This is a genomic window from Pantoea sp. JV6 (assembly GCF_025910055.1).
In the GTDB taxonomy this organism is placed as follows: Bacteria; Pseudomonadota; Gammaproteobacteria; order Enterobacterales; family Enterobacteriaceae; genus Pantoea; species Pantoea agglomerans.
Genome location: NZ_JAPCIM010000004.1, coordinates 117661 through 137546, shown reverse-complemented (window position 1 = coordinate 137546; position 19886 = coordinate 117661). Strand labels below are relative to the sequence as shown.

19 protein-coding genes are annotated in these 19886 nt (G+C 51.2%); 10 read left to right on the top strand and 9 right to left on the bottom strand.

The window, feature by feature from the left end; genetic code table 11:
- The first annotated feature begins 11 nt into the window (after window positions 1-11).
- The 4 genes from OK412_RS07350 (at window position 12) to OK412_RS07330 (ending at window position 2580) form a co-directional block, all read left to right on the top strand.
- Window positions 12-464, top strand: coding sequence for a hypothetical protein (locus OK412_RS07350; RefSeq protein WP_264352936.1), 453 nt, complete (start codon window positions 12-14; stop codon window positions 462-464).
- Window positions 464-778 carry a hypothetical protein gene (locus OK412_RS07345; protein ID WP_264352935.1) on the top strand — a complete coding sequence of 105 codons (315 nt, stop codon included), beginning with the start codon at window positions 464-466 and terminating at the stop codon, window positions 776-778. The genes OK412_RS07350 and OK412_RS07345 overlap by 1 nt, the downstream gene beginning before the upstream one ends.
- 345 nt (window positions 779-1123) lie before the next feature.
- Window positions 1124-1339 carry an excisionase family protein gene (gene xisR, locus OK412_RS07335; protein ID WP_264352933.1) on the top strand — a complete coding sequence of 72 codons (216 nt, stop codon included), beginning with the start codon at window positions 1124-1126 and terminating at the stop codon, window positions 1337-1339.
- 2 nt (window positions 1340-1341) lie between these two features.
- Window positions 1342-2580, top strand: coding sequence for a site-specific integrase (locus tag OK412_RS07330; protein WP_264352932.1), 1239 nt, complete (start codon window positions 1342-1344; stop codon window positions 2578-2580).
- 87 nt (window positions 2581-2667) lie between these two features.
- On the opposite strand, the gene OK412_RS07325 is transcribed toward OK412_RS07330, so the two are convergent.
- Both OK412_RS07325 and OK412_RS07320 read right to left on the bottom strand, forming a co-directional pair.
- Complete coding sequence (locus OK412_RS07325) at window positions 2668-3720, bottom strand: DNA cytosine methyltransferase (RefSeq protein ID WP_264352931.1); 1053 nt, start codon at window positions 3718-3720, stop codon at window positions 2668-2670.
- A gap of 25 nt (window positions 3721-3745) precedes the next feature.
- The gene (locus OK412_RS07320; protein ID WP_264352930.1) at window positions 3746-5581 is read right to left on the bottom strand and encodes an ATP-dependent nuclease; all 1836 of its coding nucleotides are present in this window, start codon (window positions 5579-5581) and stop codon (window positions 3746-3748) included.
- A 306-nt stretch (window positions 5582-5887) separates the two neighbouring features.
- Here OK412_RS07320 and ttcA point away from each other — a divergent pair, with 306 nt between their 5' ends.
- A complete protein-coding gene (gene ttcA / locus OK412_RS07315) occupies window positions 5888-6826 on the top strand; it encodes a tRNA 2-thiocytidine(32) synthetase TtcA (RefSeq protein WP_264352929.1) in 939 nt (312 codons plus the stop codon).
- Window positions 6827-7312: 486 nt separating this feature from the next.
- Here ttcA and zntB read toward each other — a convergent pair whose 3' ends face one another.
- Complete coding sequence (gene zntB / locus OK412_RS07310) at window positions 7313-8296, bottom strand: zinc transporter ZntB (protein WP_010244630.1); 984 nt, start codon at window positions 8294-8296, stop codon at window positions 7313-7315.
- Between the two features lie 117 nt (window positions 8297-8413).
- Window positions 8414-10033, bottom strand: a complete 1620-nt coding sequence (locus OK412_RS07305) for a peptide ABC transporter substrate-binding protein (RefSeq protein WP_264352928.1) — start codon at window positions 10031-10033, stop codon at window positions 8414-8416.
- A gap of 152 nt (window positions 10034-10185) precedes the next feature.
- Here OK412_RS07305 and mpaA point away from each other — a divergent pair, with 152 nt between their 5' ends.
- The gene (gene mpaA / locus OK412_RS07300) at window positions 10186-10893 is read left to right on the top strand and encodes a murein tripeptide amidase MpaA (protein WP_187491446.1); all 708 of its coding nucleotides are present in this window, start codon (window positions 10186-10188) and stop codon (window positions 10891-10893) included.
- On the opposite strand, the gene ycjG is transcribed toward mpaA, so the two are convergent.
- Entirely contained in the window at window positions 10868-11851 is a 984-nt protein-coding gene (ycjG, locus tag OK412_RS07295) for an L-Ala-D/L-Glu epimerase (RefSeq protein WP_187500075.1), read from the bottom strand. The genes mpaA and ycjG overlap by 26 nt on opposite strands.
- 146 nt (window positions 11852-11997) lie before the next feature.
- On the opposite strand from ycjG, the gene tpx reads away from it, so the two are divergent.
- Entirely contained in the window at window positions 11998-12501 is a 504-nt protein-coding gene (gene tpx, locus OK412_RS07290) for a thiol peroxidase (RefSeq protein WP_010244619.1), read from the top strand.
- A 49-nt stretch (window positions 12502-12550) separates the two neighbouring features.
- Here tpx and tyrR read toward each other — a convergent pair whose 3' ends face one another.
- Complete coding sequence (gene tyrR, locus OK412_RS07285) at window positions 12551-14116, bottom strand: transcriptional regulator TyrR (RefSeq protein ID WP_264352927.1); 1566 nt, start codon at window positions 14114-14116, stop codon at window positions 12551-12553.
- Between the two features lie 229 nt (window positions 14117-14345).
- Here tyrR and OK412_RS07280 point away from each other — a divergent pair, with 229 nt between their 5' ends.
- From OK412_RS07280 to OK412_RS07270, 3 genes are read left to right on the top strand one after another with little or no spacing between them, the layout of a single operon-like run.
- Window positions 14346-14702, top strand: a complete 357-nt coding sequence (locus OK412_RS07280) for a GtrA family protein (protein WP_033769136.1) — start codon at window positions 14346-14348, stop codon at window positions 14700-14702.
- A complete protein-coding gene (locus tag OK412_RS07275) occupies window positions 14702-15652 on the top strand; it encodes a glycosyltransferase family 2 protein (RefSeq protein WP_264352926.1) in 951 nt (316 codons plus the stop codon). The genes OK412_RS07280 and OK412_RS07275 overlap by 1 nt, the downstream gene beginning before the upstream one ends.
- Before the next feature lie 49 nt (window positions 15653-15701).
- A complete protein-coding gene (locus OK412_RS07270; RefSeq protein WP_264352925.1) occupies window positions 15702-17120 on the top strand; it encodes a hypothetical protein in 1419 nt (472 codons plus the stop codon).
- Between the two features lie 43 nt (window positions 17121-17163).
- Here the strand turns inward: OK412_RS07270 and OK412_RS07265 are convergent, their stop codons facing one another.
- The 3 genes from OK412_RS07265 to pspD are packed head-to-tail and all read right to left on the bottom strand — an operon-like array spanning window position 17164 to window position 19848.
- Window positions 17164-18225 (bottom strand): YcjF family protein, encoded by a 1062-nt coding sequence (locus tag OK412_RS07265; protein WP_010244604.1) that lies wholly within the window; start codon window positions 18223-18225, stop codon window positions 17164-17166.
- A complete protein-coding gene (locus OK412_RS07260; protein ID WP_010244602.1) occupies window positions 18222-19619 on the bottom strand; it encodes a YcjX family protein in 1398 nt (465 codons plus the stop codon). The genes OK412_RS07265 and OK412_RS07260 overlap by 4 nt, the downstream gene beginning before the upstream one ends.
- Entirely contained in the window at window positions 19600-19848 is a 249-nt protein-coding gene (pspD, locus tag OK412_RS07255) for a phage shock protein PspD (protein ID WP_010244599.1), read from the bottom strand. Before pspD ends, OK412_RS07260 begins: the two co-directional genes overlap by 20 nt.
- Between the last annotated feature and the right edge of the window lie 38 nt (window positions 19849-19886).

Genomic DNA, 19886 nt, shown 5'->3' with positions numbered 1-19886 from the left:
GGAATATCGTTATGACTGTACAACGTTTTAACCCGATCGCTGCAGCGGCGATCGCAGCATCCCCGACCGGTAAATACGTTCTGGCCAGAGACTACGACGCCCTCCTGCAACAGAACAACCGGATGCGTGAGGCTATCGAATTTGCGATCGCGCCCGATCTCTGGACGCTGATTTGTGCTGATGAGAGAGCATGGCGCTATAAGCGCGGCGCGCCAAAGTACCAGGACGTATTACGCCGCGCTCTGGAACCCTCCGTCACTGACACATTCCTTAACTCGGTTCGGGCTCAGGCCATTTCAGACGCATTGGATTCCTGCACCGCACTTTGTGAAACCGACTGTGTCATGGACGTTCACGATATCAATTATGAGGATGCGGAATTGCGTGCCGAGGGCGCCACTGAGCTACGCGATGAACTGGTCGCATACGCCAACCAACTCTGCGCCGGTAAGGAGAGTGTTTGATGAGCTTAAAGCCCCTGGAGGTTCAACGCGACCAATATGGCTATTGGTCTCACCCGGACTATCTGGCGTTCTGTGATGGTCTTGAATTTATCTCTACCGCTGAGTTTGATCAGTGGATGTCCGAGCATGGTTTGCAGTGGAAAGTTGAGTACCGTGATGAAGATATGATCGATCCCATTGTTGATGGGTGCGATATCTCTGCATGGCAACCGGAAAGTCCTGAAGGTAACGGCTGGTTCGTTGGCTCCATACATGACACTGAATACGGTGCGGTTTGTATTTGGCTCCGCGCCGGTAAGGATAGTGAAAAATGACAGTTAAAACGCATACCGGAACGGTGATCACGAACACCGGAAAAAAACAGGTCAGATTGCACCAGAGCGCCACAACGTGGGTGGTTAGTGGCAAAGAGTATTACTACAAAGAGACGGGCCTTCGTGGGGGCGCAGGAGGCACACGTGCCCGCCTGCTATTGAATAGCATCGTTCCGTTATTAGTTGATTAAATACCAAAGGATGGCGAGTAATACCTAAACTTCCGGCTGGACGCAACTTAGCTTAGCGCTTGGGCCATTCGGTTTATTGCAAAATTGGGTGATTTCTAAGAATCAATTTTTTCCCGGCCAATCTGTAATAATGTTGGCCGGTCATGGGTTACGCATGACGCAGATTAATTTGAATGTTGAATGGGTGGTTGAAAAAGGACTTACGCACCTGACTGGTTTAAGCGACCGTCAAATTGAGAACTACCGGCAAAACTGCTGGATCGAAGGGGTACATTTCAAGCGCGTTTCACCAAAGGGTAATGCGGGAAATAAGGGCCGAACGATTTGGTACAACTACCCAAAAATTAACAGGTATATTCAGGACTGGTAAAAATGGCAATGTTACCTACAGGCGTAGAAATCAGGGGCAAAAGCATCTGTATCTGGTTTATGTACCGCGGTAAACGTTGCAGAGAAGTCCTCAAAGGATGGACCGCCACTCCTGCCAATATCCGTAAGGCCGGCAGCTTACGCTCAGTAATTGTAAGTGAGATCAATCTGGGTGAGTTTGATTACCAGATGCGATTCCCCTCTTCCCGAAAAAACGCCGGGATGGCAACGACCCTTGCCATTAACACTTTCGGAGAATTATGCGAAGCCTGGTTAAATATTAAAAAAACAGAACTCACTGCGAATACTGTGCGCAAAACTTTGTCGCAGATAAAAACTTTAAGGTATGTGGTTGGATCTGACACGCCTATTGCAGACATCAGGCATAGCGACATCCTCAATTACAGGTTACAGATACTGGACGGCGAAACACTTTATCAAGAATCACGACGTTCAAACAAAAAAGGCAGAAGCGTTCGGACAGTTGATAATTACGTGTCACTGCTTAACGCCCTGTTACGCTTCGCATATTTATCTGGCTACATTGCCAATAAACCGTTTGAGGGGATTAAGAAACTGCAGAAGTCACGGACTAAGCCCGATCCCCTGTCCAAGGCCGAATTTGGTCAGCTGATGGCTGCTGAGAGCGGCCAGAGCCGTAACATGTGGCAGTTCGCTATTTATTCTGGGCTGCGCCATGGCGAAATCGCGGCGCTGGCCTGGGAGGATGTGGATCTGCAGAACGGCACGGTACATGTGCGCCGCAATCTGACTGCGCTCAAAATGTTTGGCCCACCAAAGACAAGAGCTGGTGATCGTACCGTTAAACTCCTGAAGCCTGCGCTTGATGCGTTGAAAGCACAACGCATGGTCACCGAGCTGCAGCCGCGCACAACGATAACTTTTCACCATAGAGAGTACGGATCGACTGAAAAGCAGAAGGTTCGGTTTGTTTTCGTTCCCAGACCGCAAAAGGGTGTGCAGAAACCCTTCTACTCACTTTCCAGTATCGGTTCGCGCTGGAACGCCACGATAAAACGTGCTGGTATTCGCCGCCGTAATCCGTACCATACGCGGCATACTTTTGCCTGCTGGTTGTTATCGGCTGGTGCAAACCCCTCTTTTATAGCGAATCAGATGGGGCATGAAAATGCGCAGATGGTTTTTGAAATCTACGCGACATGGATCGAAGAGTTGAATGGCGAGCAAATTGATATGCTCAACAGAAAATTGGTATTTTGAAAACACAGCGCAATAAAGAATTGAGTAAAAGACTCGATAGTCAAAGATCAAAAATTTCTGAAAAGTCCGAGTCTTATTTACTCATATTTATTTTCTTGTGCTTTTTTCAACCAATTGAAGAATGTGCTTTCCAATTGCTTCTGACATTTTTGGCGGTACAGCATTGCCAATTTGTCTTGCTTTAGATTGCATTCCTCCTACAAATTTATAATGATCAGGAAACGTTTGTAAACATGCTGCTTCACGAACAGTCAAAGCCCTATTTTGATCTGGATGACCAAAACGCCCATTAGAATAGCTAATACACTTAGTAGTTAATCCGCTTGCCGGTTTGTCCCAACTTAAACGTCCATATACATCAGTATGACCTTTGTGCTTCTTATGGCATTCAAGTAATAATTCTGCTGGCCATGATTCCCTCCCACCACCTTCAGGGGTGCACCGAATGCGTTGGAGGTTTTTTTCAGATAGTTTTGCCGCAATATGGTCTTTAATATGAGCATGACTCTCTCCTGCCTCAATGGGCGGAAGATGGCTAATCCAGTCTCTAACTGTTGAATAAGGACTTTTACCATCGCCATGAGTTTTATCAGGCAAAGACACCTCATAATCTTTTGCAGCTAATAAAACAAGACGTTCCCTAGTTTGAGGCACTCCATACCAAGATGCAGGCAGAACCTTATAATCAAAACTATAACCAAGGTAACTTAGCGTCTTCAGAAAATCATTAAAAGTGCCTTCGCTTCTGTCGAATTTTTGCATACCCGGCACATTCTCAACAAAAACGAAATCTGGAACATTTTTAATGACGAATCGTGCAAACTCTTTTAAGAGGTCTAATCTGGGATCATCATTCTTTTTATTAGAGTTTTGTCTTGAGTATGGTTGACAAGGTGCACAACCTGAAAAAAGTACTGGGCAATTCTCCCCAATCTGCTCTTTAATTCTTGCTAATATGTTTTCATCTACACTTCTTATGTCTGCATTAATAAATGTTGAATTTGGAAAGTTTTCACTGAATGAAGCGGCTGCGTCTGCATCAAAATCGAGCCCAAAAACCACATCAAAACCAGCCTGATGAAAACCTTGACTTGTTCCGCCGCAACCTGAAAAAAAATCGAACACTTTGATTTTATTCATTTTTATGCCCTCTGCACTTCGAAATCTATTCAATAATACCACGGTCTAAAGCTTGTGCCAGCGACTTTCTAATCTGCTTGAAAACCACATGTTCATAATCAATTGTAGTAAGCAAAATGTTTTGAACTGCAAACACATCTGCGGCTGTTATTTCATCTTTTTCTTTGCCAATAATTTTCTGGCTTAAGAATTCTATTTTGTTTTTATTGACGTCCTTATCTTCTAAGTCCCATTCATTTTCATTGATTATAGATAAATATTGTTTATTTTCACATTCTGATATCAAAAACTCTTCAGGGGTATTCACAGGTAAATAATGAACCTTTTGGAAGGCATATTCTAGCACTGCACGCTGACTCTTTATAAGTTCGTCTTTATTTACTCCATCCCTGTTTCCACTTGCATTAACTGTAAGCTCACAGTCATAATATTCCTTCATTGTTTTTACCAAGTCCCGATCAGAAACCTCTTCAATTTTCTTCGGTTTTAAATTCTTATTCTTATCACCGTCGAGTAGAAACAAAATATCCTTCCTGTCAACTAAAGAATAAGTAGGCAAATGCTTGCTTAAAATTGTTTCAGCACCACCAGGTATATATATGATGTTAAATGATTTTCTCAATCGCCCATCATTCCTTATGGCGCGTTTAACTAATTCTGCCGCAATTTTATCCTCTGTAATTATCGTTCTACTAGACAAATCATGGCCAAGTTCGACAAACGCTTCGTCTGCAGATATATTTTGTGCAATTTTGGATGTTTCAGTTTTCAAATCATATATAAAAAGCTTGATGGATTCTTTAGGTAAGAAATTCACTATGGTTGGAGAGTGTGTTGAAATAACAACCTGATGCTTCTTTTCGGAGACTATCTCGAAGATAATTTCCATTGCTCTTTTTTGAGCCCCCGGATGTAATGACACTTCTGGCTCGTCTAACAGAACAAGGGAATTAGGCTTTGCATTAAAAAGGCTGATAATAAGAGAAACTACAGCAAATTCACCGCTACCTGCATATGCTTCTGTATAGCTCAGTTGGTCTGTAGATAATAAAGCAGTTCCTCCTCTAGCCCCCCAAAAACGATGCTCCAAGAATCTTATGCTTTGATAATCACGACCTAAAACATAAGATACTGCTTCAATCATCTTTGGATTTAGGGTGATATTTCTAACAATGGTTTCTTTATTCCACAATTTTAATGACTTAAGATTTTCATCGAAAGCTTTTTTAATATATTTAGACTTTCCCCTTATAAAATCTTGCTTAGTAATTAACTTTCCACTTTTTTTCTTCCGCACCTTATAATCAGAATGATACATGCATCTATCATAAGCACTGAGTTCAGATCTAAAGTCTAGAAATACCAATGGTTTTTTAATTTTATTAAATCTAGTAGCATTTCCCGTTTTCAAAGCAACTTCGGCTTGGCTCTCCATGTTATCACCAACCAATGGCCTGCTCGTCTCCCAATAATCCAAAGTTTGTTTCGTAGCATTTACCCGGGTCTGCAGAATTTCAACCACTTTATCAAATTCATTTTTATAACCATATATATATCTAGGTTTTAAAGATGAGCCATCTGTAAGCTGCAACTCAGGAAATACGTCTGTTTCAGTTGTAAACCAATATCGAGTAATGTTTTTACCATTCGGACATCCAAATAGCGCTTTAATTACTGAACTTTTGTTGGTACCATTTTGCCCAACCAGTACAGTAATCGGAAATTGAAAATCAATCCTTGCATTACGTTCTAAATTTTTGAAATAAGGAAACCTGACATGAGTAATAAAGGATTCAAACTCTCCATTGGCAAAGCTTTTTTTTAATTTTCTTACCATGTCCTTATGATCTTTATCTTTCATATGTTACTCCTAGATAACTATTCAATTGAGAAAAAATGAGCAATAATGAAAAGTGCAGTTAGAATTCCGTTTGTCTGATGAGCGATGATTATTTCAACACTTTGAGGATTGTGCTTCATAAAAGACAATTGACTTAAATGTACTCAAGGTTTATCGCTCAGGCAAGATGTCAACATCATGTAATTATGACTGACAACTGTCAAAGTAAAACGTACTATATGCTCAATGATTAGCTTAAAGATGCTCATCGCCACTCCCTAGGGCGTGTTGCCCTTTAGGTGCCCCTTAAGCAATGCAAAATCCAAAATGATCGATATAAATCAAGAAGTAACGAAGAAAGAGCAGTACAACCTCAATAAACTGCAAAAACGTCTGCGTCGTAACGTCGGCGAAGCCATTGCAGATTTTAATATGATTGAAGAAGGCGACCGCATCATGGTCTGCCTGTCGGGCGGCAAAGACAGCTACACCATGCTGGAAATTTTGCGCAGTCTGCAAAAAAGCGCGCCGGTCAACTTCAGCCTGATTGCCGTTAACCTCGACCAGAAACAGCCGGGCTTCCCTGAGCATATCCTGCCGGAATATCTTGAGTCGCAGGGCGTTGAGTATCGGATTATCGAAGAAGATACCTACTCCATCGTCAAAGATAAGATCCCGGAAGGCAAAACCACCTGCTCACTCTGCTCGCGCCTGCGCCGTGGCATTCTCTATCGCGTCGCGACTGAGCTGGGCTGTACTAAAATTGCGCTGGGCCACCATCGCGATGACATTCTACAGACGCTGTTCCTGAACATGTTTTACGGCGGAAAAATGAAAGGCATGCCGCCAAAGCTGATGAGCGACGATGGCAAGCAGATTGTGATCCGTCCGCTGGCTTATTGCCGCGAGAAAGATATCATCCGCTTCTCAGAAGCGCGTCAGTTCCCGATTATTCCGTGTAACCTCTGCGGTTCTCAGCCGAACCTGCAGCGTCAGGTGGTGGCCGATATGCTGCGAGACTGGGATAAGCGCTATCCTGGCCGTATCGAAACCATGTTCAGCGCGATGCAGAATGTGGTGCCGTCACATATGGCGGATATCAACCTGTTCGATTTTAAAGGCATTAAGCATGGCGATGCGGTGGTTGACGGCGGGGATCTCGCCTTTGACCGGGAATCTCTGCCGCTGCAGCCAATTGGCTGGCGGGCTGATGAAGAGGATGCCCCGGATACCAGCGCGCGTCTGGATGTGATTCAGATTAAATAAGTGCTGGAAAGGTTAAGGGCGTGCTGATGGCAGCACGCCCTTTTTTTATATGTTGCGATGCGGTGGTGGATCCATTATCGGCGGAAATTCCGGATCTGTCGGCGGATCAGGCTGGGGTTGTGGCTGAGGAATAGGCTCAGGAATCGGGATCGGATCCGTGGGGATCGGCTCGCTGTTAAGAATCGCGCTCATGCCGTACTCCTTTTGTTGCGAATGGACTTTAAGCTTAGGTAAGGAACGGCGTTACAGCCAGGCGGGCAAAAAAAAAGCCGGCACACGGGCCGGCATGTTTCGAATTAAATGTGCTATGCATTAATTCTAAATTAGGAAGTAAGACAATATGGAGCGCAACGCCCATCGCTTGACGTTGCATTCACCTGCGGGAGAGAGTTTGCGTCAGCAGCGACAATGGGTTCTTGATGTCGATCAGCTTTTGCGTCCTTAACTGGATTTTCAGCGCAGATAACCGATACGCTACGCATAACGCTAGAGCCAGCGCCGCTTGCGCAGGTACCCTGCTACCCCGACGGCCAGTGCCACCAGCAGCAGACAGAAGATAGAGAAACCGTATCGCCATTCGCCGCCCGGAATACCGCCCAGGTTGACGCCAAACAGGCCGGTCAGGAAGGTGGCTGGCAGAAAAATCATCGCCATCAGTGACATGGTATAGGTACGACGGTTCATCGACTCCGCCATCGCAGAAGCAACCTCATCAGCCAGAATCGCGGTACGCGCCACCCCCGCATCCAGATCATCCAGCCCGCGTCCCAGCCGATCGGCGATTTCCTGCATCCGGCGCCGTTCGGTGTCATCCATCCAGGCCAGTTTTTCACTGGCCAGCCGCGCATAGACATCCCGCTGCGGTGCCATATACCGCCGCATCACAATCAGCTGTTTGCGCAGCAGGCCGAGTTCGCCTCGTGCCGGCATCCGCTGGTCAAGCAGCGCATCTTCCAGCTCAATGATTTTGTCATGTAAATCTTCGATAAACTCGCTGGTGTGATCGGTCAGGGCATCACAGATATCGACCAGCCAGCTGCCGCAGTCAATCGGGCCGTTACCATTCTGCAAATCCGTGAGGACTTCATCGACGGCAGAAACTTTACGCCGCCGGGTCGAGACGATGAGTTTATCGTTGATAAACACCCGCATCACCACCAGCTGGTCGCGACGCGCATCGCTGTTGTGGTTGACGCTGCGCAGCACGATCATAAAGCCGTCGCCCAGCCGGCTGACGCGTGGACGCATACTGTCGCCCGCTAAGGCGTCTCGCACGGCATCAGGGATTTGTGTCGTCGACTGCAGCCATTCCGCGCTCTTACGGTGGGTATAGTTCAGATGGAGCCAGCAGGGCTGCTCACACTGGATGACTTCATCTTCAGCAATCGGGATCATCCCGCCCTTGCCATCCAGCTGGCAGGAAATTATGGCATCTGAAACCTGTAACGCTTTTCCTTCAATTACGTCCACACCGTCGCCTCACTACTAAAATCAATACGATACAGTCTAGCGTGACGGTGTTGAGTTGCAATCTCCGGGCTGTGTAGAAAGATGTCAGAGGGTGGCCGGTTGACCGGCCACCTGCACTCAGTGCTTTTCAATCCACAGTTCGCGACTGTAGGCGACATCTTCAGGGTTAGTGATGGGATAGCCTTTGACCCAGGGTTTAATCAGGCGGCCATTGGTGTACTGATAGATGGGGGCGATCGGAGCCTGCTCAGCCAGGATCTGCTCGGCACGGTTGTAATCGCTGTTACGTACCTGATCGCTGGTCTCCCGGCTGGCTTTGGCGATAACCGCATCATAATCCGCGTTGTTAAAGCGCGCGATGTTGCTGCTGTTGCCCGACGTCAGCAGATTCAGGAAGGTGGAGGGTTCATTGTAGTCACCGACCCACGAGGCGCGGATCACATCGAAGTTTCCGCTGTTACGGCTGTCGATATAGGTTTTCCACTCCTGGTTCTCCAGCGTGACATCCACACCGAGGTTCTTTTTCCACATCGAGGCCACTGCAATCGCAATCTTCTGGTGGCTCTCAGAGGTGTTGTAGAGCAGTTTGAGTTTCAGCGGCTTGCCGGGACTGTAACCGGCAGCAGCGAGCAGCGATTTGGCCTGTGCATTCAGGCTGTTCTGATCGTGCTGTTGCATGAACGTGGGCAGTGGCTGAAAGCCTGCTGTCACATCTGGCGTAAAGTGCCACGCCGGTTTCTCACCGGTGCCCAGCACTTTTTCAGCAATCACTTTCCGGTCGATAGACCAGGAGAGCGCTTTGCGAACCCGCACATCGGCCGTTGGCCCTTTCTGCGTGTTAAACGCGTAGTAGTAGGTGCCTAACTGGTCAGGTGTGTAGACCTCTCCGGGCAGGGTTTTCTTCAGTAGCGCATACATGTTTTTCGGGAAGGATTCGGTGATATCAATATCGTTGGATCGATAACGTTTAGTGGCGCTCGACTCTTCATTAATCGGCACGAAAGTCACTTTCGTCAGCACCGAATGGGCATCATCCCAGTAGTGAGGATTACGTGTCAGTACGATTTTTTCGTTCACTACGCGTTCGCTGAGCTGATAGGCCCCGTTGCCCACCAGTTTGCCGGGTGACGTCCAGCTGTCACCCTGTTGCGCAATAATTTTCTGCGGCACCGGGAAAAGCGCCACGTTAGCCACCAGCGCCGGGAACCAAGGCACCGGACGATCCAGCGTCACCTTCAGCTGGTTTTTACTCTGGGCGACCACACCCAGCTTGTCGGGCGTCATTTCGCCTTTGGTAATCGCTGCCGCATTTTGAATACCGCTTAAGCCCGCGAACCAGGCAAAGGCTGAACTGTTTTTTGGATCGACCAGGCGCTGCCAGCTGTAGACAAAATCCTGAGCCGTGACCGGATCACCGTTCGACCAGCGCGCGTTATTACGCAGCGTAAAGACCCAGGTTTTGTTATCACTGCTGCTCCAGCTCTGCGCCACGCCCGGCACGATTTTGCCCTGCGCATCCTGATTGGTCAGCCCTTCAAACAGATCGCGTATCACCTGAATTTCAGGCAGTCCTACCGCTTTAAGCGGATCGAGCGAAGCGGGTTCATCTTTAATATGGCGAACGATCTGCTGCTGTTCAGCCAGCTGTGCGCCAGCGGGTGGATTCGCCGCGATGGCGGGTGTGATGATGCTGCTCAGGCTGATTGCTGCCAGCGTCATGCGAAAGGTCTTGACCATTATCACTCCTTTACCCCAAAGAAGCGCTGCATCAGTCTGTTGCCGATGCAACTTGTGCAGGGCACTTTAGCGCAAATGGCTGACAGATAAATAGCTATTTTCCGCACACGGCTTTTCCGCTACTTTTAGTAAAACCCTTTGAGGAAATAACTATGTCGCCACTCCATCCACGTCCCCTGCGCGGCAAACTGGACGTCCCCTATCAGCAGTATGGCCGCTCAGTGCTGGGTGCGCCGCTGCTCTGGTTTCCGGCGCCGCTGGGCGATCCCGAGAGCGGGTTGATTCTGGCAGGCACTCACGGTGATGAGAATGCGGCCATCGCCACCCTCTCCGCCGCATTACGGACGCTGCCTGATGGAATGCGTCGGCACCACGTGGTGTTAGCGGTCAATCCTGATGGCTGTCAGCTCGGACTGCGCGCGAACGCTAACGGCGTCGATCTCAACCGCAACTTTCCGGCGGCGAACTGGCAGTCAGGCGAGACGGTGTATCGCTGGAACAGCGCTGCCGATGATCGTGATGTGGCGCTCTCGACCGGGGCTCATCCGGCTTCTGAACCGGAAACCCAGGCGCTCTGCGCGCTGATTCATCAGCTGAAACCACGCTGGATCGTCTCATGGCATGAACCGCTGGGCTGTATTGACGACCCGCATCAGGCAGAGATTGGTGGTTGGCTGGCCAGCCACACCGGCCTTCCGCGGGTCAGCAGCGTTGGTTATGACACACCAGGCTCATTCGGCAGCTGGTGTAAAGATCTCAGCCTGCCCTGCGTGACTGCTGAAATGCCGGTGATTTCAGTGGATGAAGCCACTGAAACCTACCTGGAGATGATGGTTAATCTGCTGCGCTGGCAGCAATGATCAGCTGACCGTTGCGCACTTTAATCGCCGGTTCTGCATCCACCGCCAGCCAGGTCGGCCCGTCGAGATCGGCAAAGCGAGTCTGCGGCACCAGCGGCAGTGCGGCGCGTATAGCCCGCGAGGTGCAGAGCATGCAGCCGAGCATGACCGCAAACCCCTGCTGCTGAGCCGCATCGGCCAGCGCCAGCGCCTCGGTCAGCCCGCCCGCTTTATCCAGCTTGATATTGACCATCTCATAACGGCCTCGCAGCGACGCCAGGCTGTCACGGGTGTGACAGCTCTCATCGGCGCAGATCGGTAATGGATGGATAAAGTTCTCCAGCGCCGCATCCTCACCCGCTGGCAGGGGCTGTTCCAGCATCGCCACATTGATGTCCGCCAGCAGCTGACAGCGCGCCGCCAGACCTTCAGCGTGCCAGGATTCATTGGCATCCACAATCAGGGTCGCGTCCGGCACGGCGGCGCGAATCGCCATCAGCCGTTCGGTAATGAAATTATTATCCAGCTTAATCTTCAGTAGTGTTGCCCCATGCTGCCACAGCGCCAGCGCGCTGCTGGCCATCGCCTCGGGAGTATCAATGCTGACGGTCTGCGCGGTCACCACATCCTCAGGTGCGGTTACGCCGCTAAGCTGCCAGAGGCTTCTCTGCTGCTGATGTGCGGCGAGATCCCACAGAGCGCTGTCAATGGCGTTGCGCGCCGCCCCGGCTGGCAGCGCCTGTTGTAACGCCTCGCGCGTCATGCCCTGTTGCAGCGCGGGCAGCAGCGCGGCGATTTGCGCCAGTACCGACGCCTCGCTTTCACCATAGCGCGCATAAGGCGTCGCTTCGCCAACGCCTTTTACTCCGTCTTCCTCAATTTCAACCACCACCACTTTGACTTCAGTCCGGGTTCCACGGGCAATGACAAACGGCGTATGCAACGGCCAGGCTTCGGGATAACTTTTTACCGTTCTCATTTCCACTCCACAATGTGCGACGCAGTGGCAGACCGCCACGTTAAATTCCACAATTGAACTCGTAAACCCTTAACATTTATGTCATAAACAACGGCTATCTTTTGCCGTTTTGTGTCAGATCTTTTTTATCATTAAAAGGAATCACTATGTCTCAGACTGTTCATTTTCAGGGTAACGCCGTACCGGTTGCTGGTCAGTTTCCTCAGGCTGGCGATAAAGCCAAAGCTTTCACGCTGGTAGCGAAAAACCTGGTCAACGTCGCGCTCTCTGAGTATGCAGGAAAACGCAAAATTCTGAACATTTTCCCGAGTGTTGATACCGGTGTCTGTGCTTCATCGGTGCGCAAATTCAATCAGGCCGCGAGCGAACTGAATAACACCGTGGTGTTATGCATCTCTGCCGATCTGCCGTTTGCCCAGTCGCGCTTCTGTGGCGCAGAAAACCTGAACAACGTGGTGACGTTGTCGACGCTGCGCGGCTCGGAGTTTAAATATGATTATGGCGTGGAAATTGCCGATGGTGCGCTGGAAGGTCTGACCGCACGTGCCGTAATTGTGCTGGATGAGAACGATAAAGTGATCTACAGCCAGCTGGTTGATGAAATCACCACTGAGCCTGATTATGACGCTGCGCTGACCGCGCTGAAGTAATAAAAAAGCGGATAACCAGGTTATCCGCTTCCCATCTTCTGTTTACCGTTTATTCGCTTTCGGTGCGCTTCTGCCCCAGACCATACTCCCGCAATTTATTCGCAATCGCCGTATGCGACACACCAAGCCGTTTTGCCAGTTTTCGGGTGCTGGGATAGGAGAGATAGAGCCGCGTCAGAATCGACCGTTCGAAACGACTGGTGATCTGATCCAGCGTCCCTTCCAGCGCCTCATCGCCCAGTGACACATCCAGTGCCTGTTCAGGCAATACGATATCCTGCGGACGCAGTTCGTAACCTTCCAGTTGGGTTAACGCCCGATAAAGCGCATTTTTCAGCTGACGCACGTTACCAGGCCAGGCGTAGCGAGTCAGAAAAGCGTTAAGCTGCGGCGAGAGTCGCGGACGCGCCATCCCCTGCTCATCCGCAAAGCGGGCAACAAACATCTCGGTCAGCGGCAGAATATCCTGCGGACGATCGCGCAGAGGCGGCAGTTGCAACGTCAGCACATTGAGCCGGTAAAAGAGATCCTCGCGGAATTCTCCGCGCTGCACCAGTTCAATCAGGTTTTTCTGCGTAGCGCAGATTACCCGCACATTGACATGCACTTCATGCTCTTCACCGACGCGGCGGAAGGTGCCATCATTGAGAAAACGCAGCAGCTTGGTCTGCATTCTCGGCGACATCTCACCAATCTCATCCAGCAGCACAGAGCCGCCGTTAGCCTGCTCAAAAAAGCCTTTCTTGCCTTCCAGCGCATTCGGATAGGCTCCGGCGGCATGACCAAACAGCTCGCTTTCGGCGACGTCGTCGGGCAGAGAGGCACAGTTCAGCGCCAGGAAGGGATTCTTCCCGCGAGCACTGCGCAGATGGCAGGCGCGTGCCAGCATATCTTTCCCGGTGCCGGTGTCGCCAACGATCAGTAAGGGCGCATCGAGCATCGCCAGTTTACGCGCCTGATCCACCACCTGACGCATCTTCGGCGTGACAGCAATGATATGGTCAAACTCCGATTCATCGGTGACCACCAGATTCTGCAACTGACGACCCATGCGGGCTGTCGACTTCAGCATCACCATCGCCCCCACTGGCCTGTCGTTCTGGCCCTCTTCGCCCGGCAGATAAATAGGACGCGCTTCCATCAGAAAATCGCGGCCCTCAATGACCACATGCTGCGCCTGCGCTTCAACCCGATCGCTCTCCAGCCAGCGCATGAAGTTGAAGCCGTTAATCAGGTTACCGGCGCTGAGGTTGCGCATCTTCTCTTCATCGAGATTAAACAGGTTCTGTGCGGCCGGATTAGCCAGTTCAACCTTGCTTTTCAGATCGATGGAGAAAACCGGATCCGGCATCGCCACCAACAGGGCGCTCAGTGCACGATGCTCGCGTTCAGAGGGCATGTACGCTACCGTGCGCACATCTGTTACGCCCGGTGTACGCCGGATTTCCGCCATCAGATTGCTGAAGGCGTCAAATTCCAGTGCAGAAAAGTTCAGGTAGATGCGGCCCAGCGCCGTGATTTCGATACCGCGTAAATCAATGTTGCGTGCCACCAGCAGATCGAGCAGTTCACGCGTCAGACCGAGTCGGTCCTGACAGAACACTTCCAGACGCATTGCGTTCGCCTTAATCAGGTTCAGATAAGACAATAATACGCTAAGTCGCGCACCTGCAGAAAGGGATCTGTCAGGAAAAGTTGACAGCTCCGACGCGTATGGCGGACTTTTGTACTGCCCTGCTGGATCAGCCGAGCCCCAACTGATTGTCAGCCTTTGTCAGCACCAGACTGTTGATTGCAGGCGGATTGCTGTATATTTTTCCCAACCGATTAGAAATGATTATAAAATGCTGACTTTCTTCGCAAAATATCTGACTGTGGGTCTGGTAAATACCCTGATTCATTGGGTGACCTTTTTTATCTGCCTCAGTCTGGGGCTGTTCCAGTCGACCGCGAACCTGATTGCTTTTTGCCTGGCCGTTACCTTCTCTTTCTTTGTTAATGCGCGCTGGACATTTAACCAGCAGGCGACAGCGTGGCGATATATTCTTTACGTCGTTTTTATGGGCGCGATGGCATTCAGCGTCGGTTATCTGGCTGATCGATTCGGCCTCTATCCGATTATTACGCTGATCACCTCATCGGCTATCAGTCTGGCGTGTGGCTTTCTTTTTTCCCGCTTTATCGTATTTAAAGGAGAATAATGAAAATCTCTCTGGTGGTACCGGTATTTAATGAAGAGGAGGTCATCCCTCTTTTTTATGACGCGGTCAGAAAATATGAAGCGCTGGCAGCCTGGCAGGTTGAGATTGTTTTTGTTGATGATGGCAGCACAGATGCAACGCATGCGCTGATTACCCAACTGAGTCAGAGCGATCCGCTGGTACGTAGCCTGTCGTTTATTCGTAATTTCGGCAAGGAACCCGCGCTGTTTGCCGGCCTGGAAGCCGCAACCGGCGATGCCGTTATCCCGATTGATGTGGATTTACAGGACCCCATCACTGTTATCCCTGAGATGATCAACAAGTGGCTGGCGGGTGCTGATATTGTTCTTGCCAAGCGGATGGACAGAAGTGCCGATGGCCACTTCAAACGCAAAACCGCCCGCTGGTTTTACAAACTGCATAACAGCATCAGCCATCCGCAGATAGAAGAGAATGTCGGTGATTTCCGGCTGATGTCGCGTGAAGTTGTCGAGAATATTAAGCTGCTGCCCGAGAAGAATCTCTTTATGAAGGGGATTCTGAGTTGGGTCGGCGGAAAGACTGATATCGTAGAATATGTTCGTACTGAGCGGATCGCGGGCCACAGTAAATTCGGCGGCTGGAAGCTGTGGAATCTTGCGCTGGAGGGACTGACCTCATTCTCTACGGTTCCACTTCGCATCTGGTCATATCTGGGTTTTCTGGTGGCCTCGCTAGCTTTTCTATATGGACTCTGGATGATCCTGGATAAGTTGCTGTTTGGTAACCCGGTGCCAGGCTACCCCTCTATTCTGGTTTCCGTGCTGTTTCTTGGTGGCGTTCAGCTTATTGGGATTGGCGTGCTGGGTGAATATATCGGCCGCATTTACATGGAAACCAAAAATCGTCCTCGCTATATTTTGCGAAAATCCGCGCCGAAAAAAATTAACTCCCCTCAGAATACCGACTAAATTGCCCACTCAGGGGCAGAGAAGATGGACAGATTAATAAGGATGACAGATGATCGCCACTGATACCGGCATAACCCGCCGTCAGGTCTTTTTGCTTTTTGTGATAGTTTTCCTGATTGCTTACAGTCCTGCTTATTTAACCCATTACGCCTACACCGATGACTGGACGAACCTCTACTGGGCTAATTTTGACAAGCTGAGTATTCTAAACTGGGACACGTTATCCGGCAGGCCGGTATATGGCATTATTCAGTACAGCGCCTCTTTTCTGGTGGAGAGCGTAGAACGCCTGGCACTGCTGCGTTCTGTCGCAATTGTTCTGCTCATCTTTACCGGATACTACATCTATACCCTGTGTCAGAAATATGCGCTGCTGGAGAATCAGGCTCAGCGGATCACCTTTGCGTTATTGCTTTGTCTGCTGCCCTCATTCCAGGTTTATATTGCATGGGCATCCTGCTTTCCCTATATCGCTGCAATTCTGCTGGCAGGTGCCAGCTACCGCTTCTCGATAAAACCGGGCATCACAGGTCGCATTATAGCGGTCTGCCTGCTGACCATGGCCTTCTGTCTTTATCAACCGGCTGCGATGAGCTTTACCTTCTTTGCCGCACTGGATTTGTGCCTTTCAGAACGGAAAATCGATAAGAAGCGTGCGGTAATCTCTCTGATGGTGCTGGGCGCAGGAATGTTCGCAGCGCTCATTGCCTCGAAGGTACTGCCCGTACAGATTTATGGCCATTCGCTGCCGCGTTCCGCATTCAGCTACGACGTCCCGGTTAAACTGAAATGGTTTTTCAGCGAATACCTTAAGAACGTTATCTGTAACTTTGACCTCGGCGCAAAAACAGTATCGGTGATCATCTCATCGATCATTATTGGCTTTGGACTGAAGAAAATTAAAGCAGCGGGCAATGACAAATTTTATCTGATGTTTATCTTATTGCTGATTGCCGCGCTGCCTAATCTGATTGTCAGTGAAAGTATGGCGGCCTACCGGACCCTGATTGCCGGTGCGCTGATCACCACCAGCGCGTTTATCCTGGGCCTGTTTGAAATCAGCAAAAAGTTAAAATGGAAAAAAACCTTTTATGCACTGCTGGTGATAGCTGCCGCCTCGCTGTCGATAAGCCACCTGATTAATGGCTACTCGGTACCCGCCCGCAAAGAATTTGCCCTGCTTGAGCAGGCAATCACTCAGCAGGTACCTAAAGATTTTCAGGGTGCGCTCTATTATCGGCTGACCGGGGAGTATCTGCCCAAGGTTGCGACGCTACGGAAATATGATGATTTCGGCGGACTGGGGTTAAGCATGTCATGGACATTCGGCGGGATGGCGCATTTTATCAGGGAGAAAAATGGAATGGCCTACACGCTGCCAGCGGATCCGGTGATCACTGATGAGTCGGGCTGTCCTGGTGAGTGTCTGGTCATCGACTCCCGACAGGTGCTGCGCCAGCCACACTAAAGAATAAAGGCGGCAATGCCGCCTTTAATTTGTCACGAGAGCGTCAGGCTGACTTATTGCCACCCTTCTGCAACGCCTCTTTCAACTGGCCCAGCAGCTCACGACGGAAATCGCCAAGCCGTGGTTTATCCTGCTCCAGCCACGGCAGTGGACGGCACAGCTCCATCGCTTTGATGCCCAGTCTTGCAGTCAGCAAACCCGCGCCAATACCCTGCGCGGCGCGCGTGGAAAGCCGGGCGGCGATATCCTGCGACATCCAGTCCATACCCACTTCCCGCACCAGTTCGGAAGCCCCGGCAAAGGCCATGTTGAGCAGCACCAGACGGAATAGCCGGATGCGGCTGAAGTAGCCCAGCTCAATGCCGTAAATAGCCGCGATGCGATTGACCAGCCGCAGATTACGCCAGGCGATAAACGCCATATCCACCAGCGCCAGCGGGCTGACCGCAATCATCAGCGTGGCTTCAGCAGCATGACGACTAATTTCGCGCCGCGCCTGCCGATCCAGCACCGGCTGCACCAGTTGCGCATATAAGCGGACAATTTCACTGTCATTGTGGGTTTCGTGCAGCGAGGCATGCCAGCGCTGCAGGGCCGGATGCGCCTGATCCAGCTCTGCCTGCTGCGCCAGTTTTTCGCAGAAGGCCCGGCCTTTGCCGATGCCATGACTGTGCAGCAACTCACGGCCTACATCCCGCTCCTCGGCGCGCTGACGCAGCTGATAGAGACGACGCCACTCGGTGGTCAGCGCACCCACACCCGCCAGGACGATCAGACCACCCGCCACGCCACTGCCCAGTGAAAACCAGTCGCGGGCCAGCCAGGCGTCATGTGTCCACTGGACACCCTGCGCAATCACGCTGACGCCAAACAGCAGCGCGCCAGCGGTCACCAGTTTGCGCCACAGGCTGCGCTTAGGTTTCAGCGCAGCCTCCACCGCCCGTTCACCTGCGCCTTCCTCTTCGACAGCGACCTCTTCATCCTGCACCGCCAGAAACGCCGCCTGCGCTTCCGCTTCAAAAGTCTGTGCCGGGCGCAGCGGCGTGGCGCTGCTCTCATCCAGCGGACGGGCAAAATCGATACGCGGCTTCAGCGGATCACTCATCGCAATTTATCTCCCAATAAAAATTCCAGCGCGGCATCCATGCGGATATGTGGCAGCGGGCGATCGACGTCAAGCTGCTGCGGCCGGAACTGTTCAAACTGAAACCCCTGCTGCTGCCAGAAGGCATTACCGGGCAGACGCGGCGGGACTTCACCCGGATAGACGGTGAGCGGCTCACCATCATCCAGCCGGTTTCCGCGCAGGGCCGGAATCTTCTCGCCCCGGTGATCGACCAGCCCGCTCTGCGTCGCCTGCACCGACGCCAGCCCGATGCAATCCATGCTAATCCCCTCAAACGCCGCGTTCTGCCAGGCATCCTGCACCAGCTGCTGCAACAGTGACACCATATTGCCGTGCTGATCGCTGGTGATGTGATCGGCCTTGGTGGCGGCAAACAGCAATTTGTCGATTACCGGTGAAAAGAGCCGACGAAATAGGGTTCGCTGACCGTAATGAAAACTCTGCATCAGCTGCGTCAGTGCCAGCCGCATATCGTTAAACGCCTGGGGTCCGCTGTTAAGTGGTTGCAGGCAGTCAACCAGCACAATCTGGCGGTCAAAACGCAGGAAATGATTTTTATAGAAACCTTTCACCACATGCTGACAGTAGTAGTTAAACCGCTGCTGCAGCATGCTGAAGTTACTGCCCTTGTCCGCCTGCGCCAGCTTAGTGAGTTGCGCTTCATCAGCCGTCGGCCAGGGGAAGAACTGCAGCGCGGGAGCGCCTGCCATATCGCCAGGCAGCACGAAGCGACCGGGCTGAATAAAGTGTAAGCCTTCAGATTTACAGCGATGCAGATAGTCTGTCCAGGCAGCGGCAATCTCTGCCAGCTGGGTTTCATCGGCGGGTGCAAGCGGGTCGAGTTTTTCGCAGAGGGTTCGCCAGGGCTTTGCCCACTCAGCACGATCGCCCTGCAGCAGACCGTTCATCTGCCGGGACCAGGCGAGATAATCCTGCGCCAGCATCGGCAGATCCAGCAGCCATTCGCCGGGATAGTCGACAATTTCCAGATAGAGTGTCGCGGTCTCTTTCAGATGACGCAGCAGCGAATCATTGGGACGATAACGCAGCGCCAGTCGCATTTCGCTGACGCCGCGTGTGGGTGTGGGCCAGGCAGGCGGCGTGCTGTAGAGCTGTGCCAGCCCTTCGTCATAGGTGAAACGGGCCGTGCCCATGTCACGCTGGGGTACCCGCTTTACGCCTAACAGGCGCTCATCCCGCACCACGGAAAACAGCGGCAAACGCGCGCCGCTGTGAACGGTTAAAAGCTGATTAACCAGTGAGGTGATGAAGGCGGTTTTGCCGCTGCGGCTTAATCCGGTTACCGCCAGCCGCAGGTGGCGATCAACGCCACGGTTCATCAACGCCATCAATTCAGTTTGCAGTCTTTTCATCTTTCTCCCTGATGAAGCGCGATGCCAGCCGGTTCATCACGCGTTTCAGCAATGGCTCAAGCGCCACAGCCAGTAGCAGACGTAACGGGCGTCGCGCTACCGATTTCACTGCCCAGCCAGTGACACCGGCGGGACCGTAGGTAACAGCATTAATAATGATGAATTTGGCGGCCGACTTCAATGCAGGTGCCGCGCGGTGACGAAAAGCAGTGGATCGCGAAAAAGACATCAACACCTCCATTGAGTGAGCGAACGGGCCTGAGACAG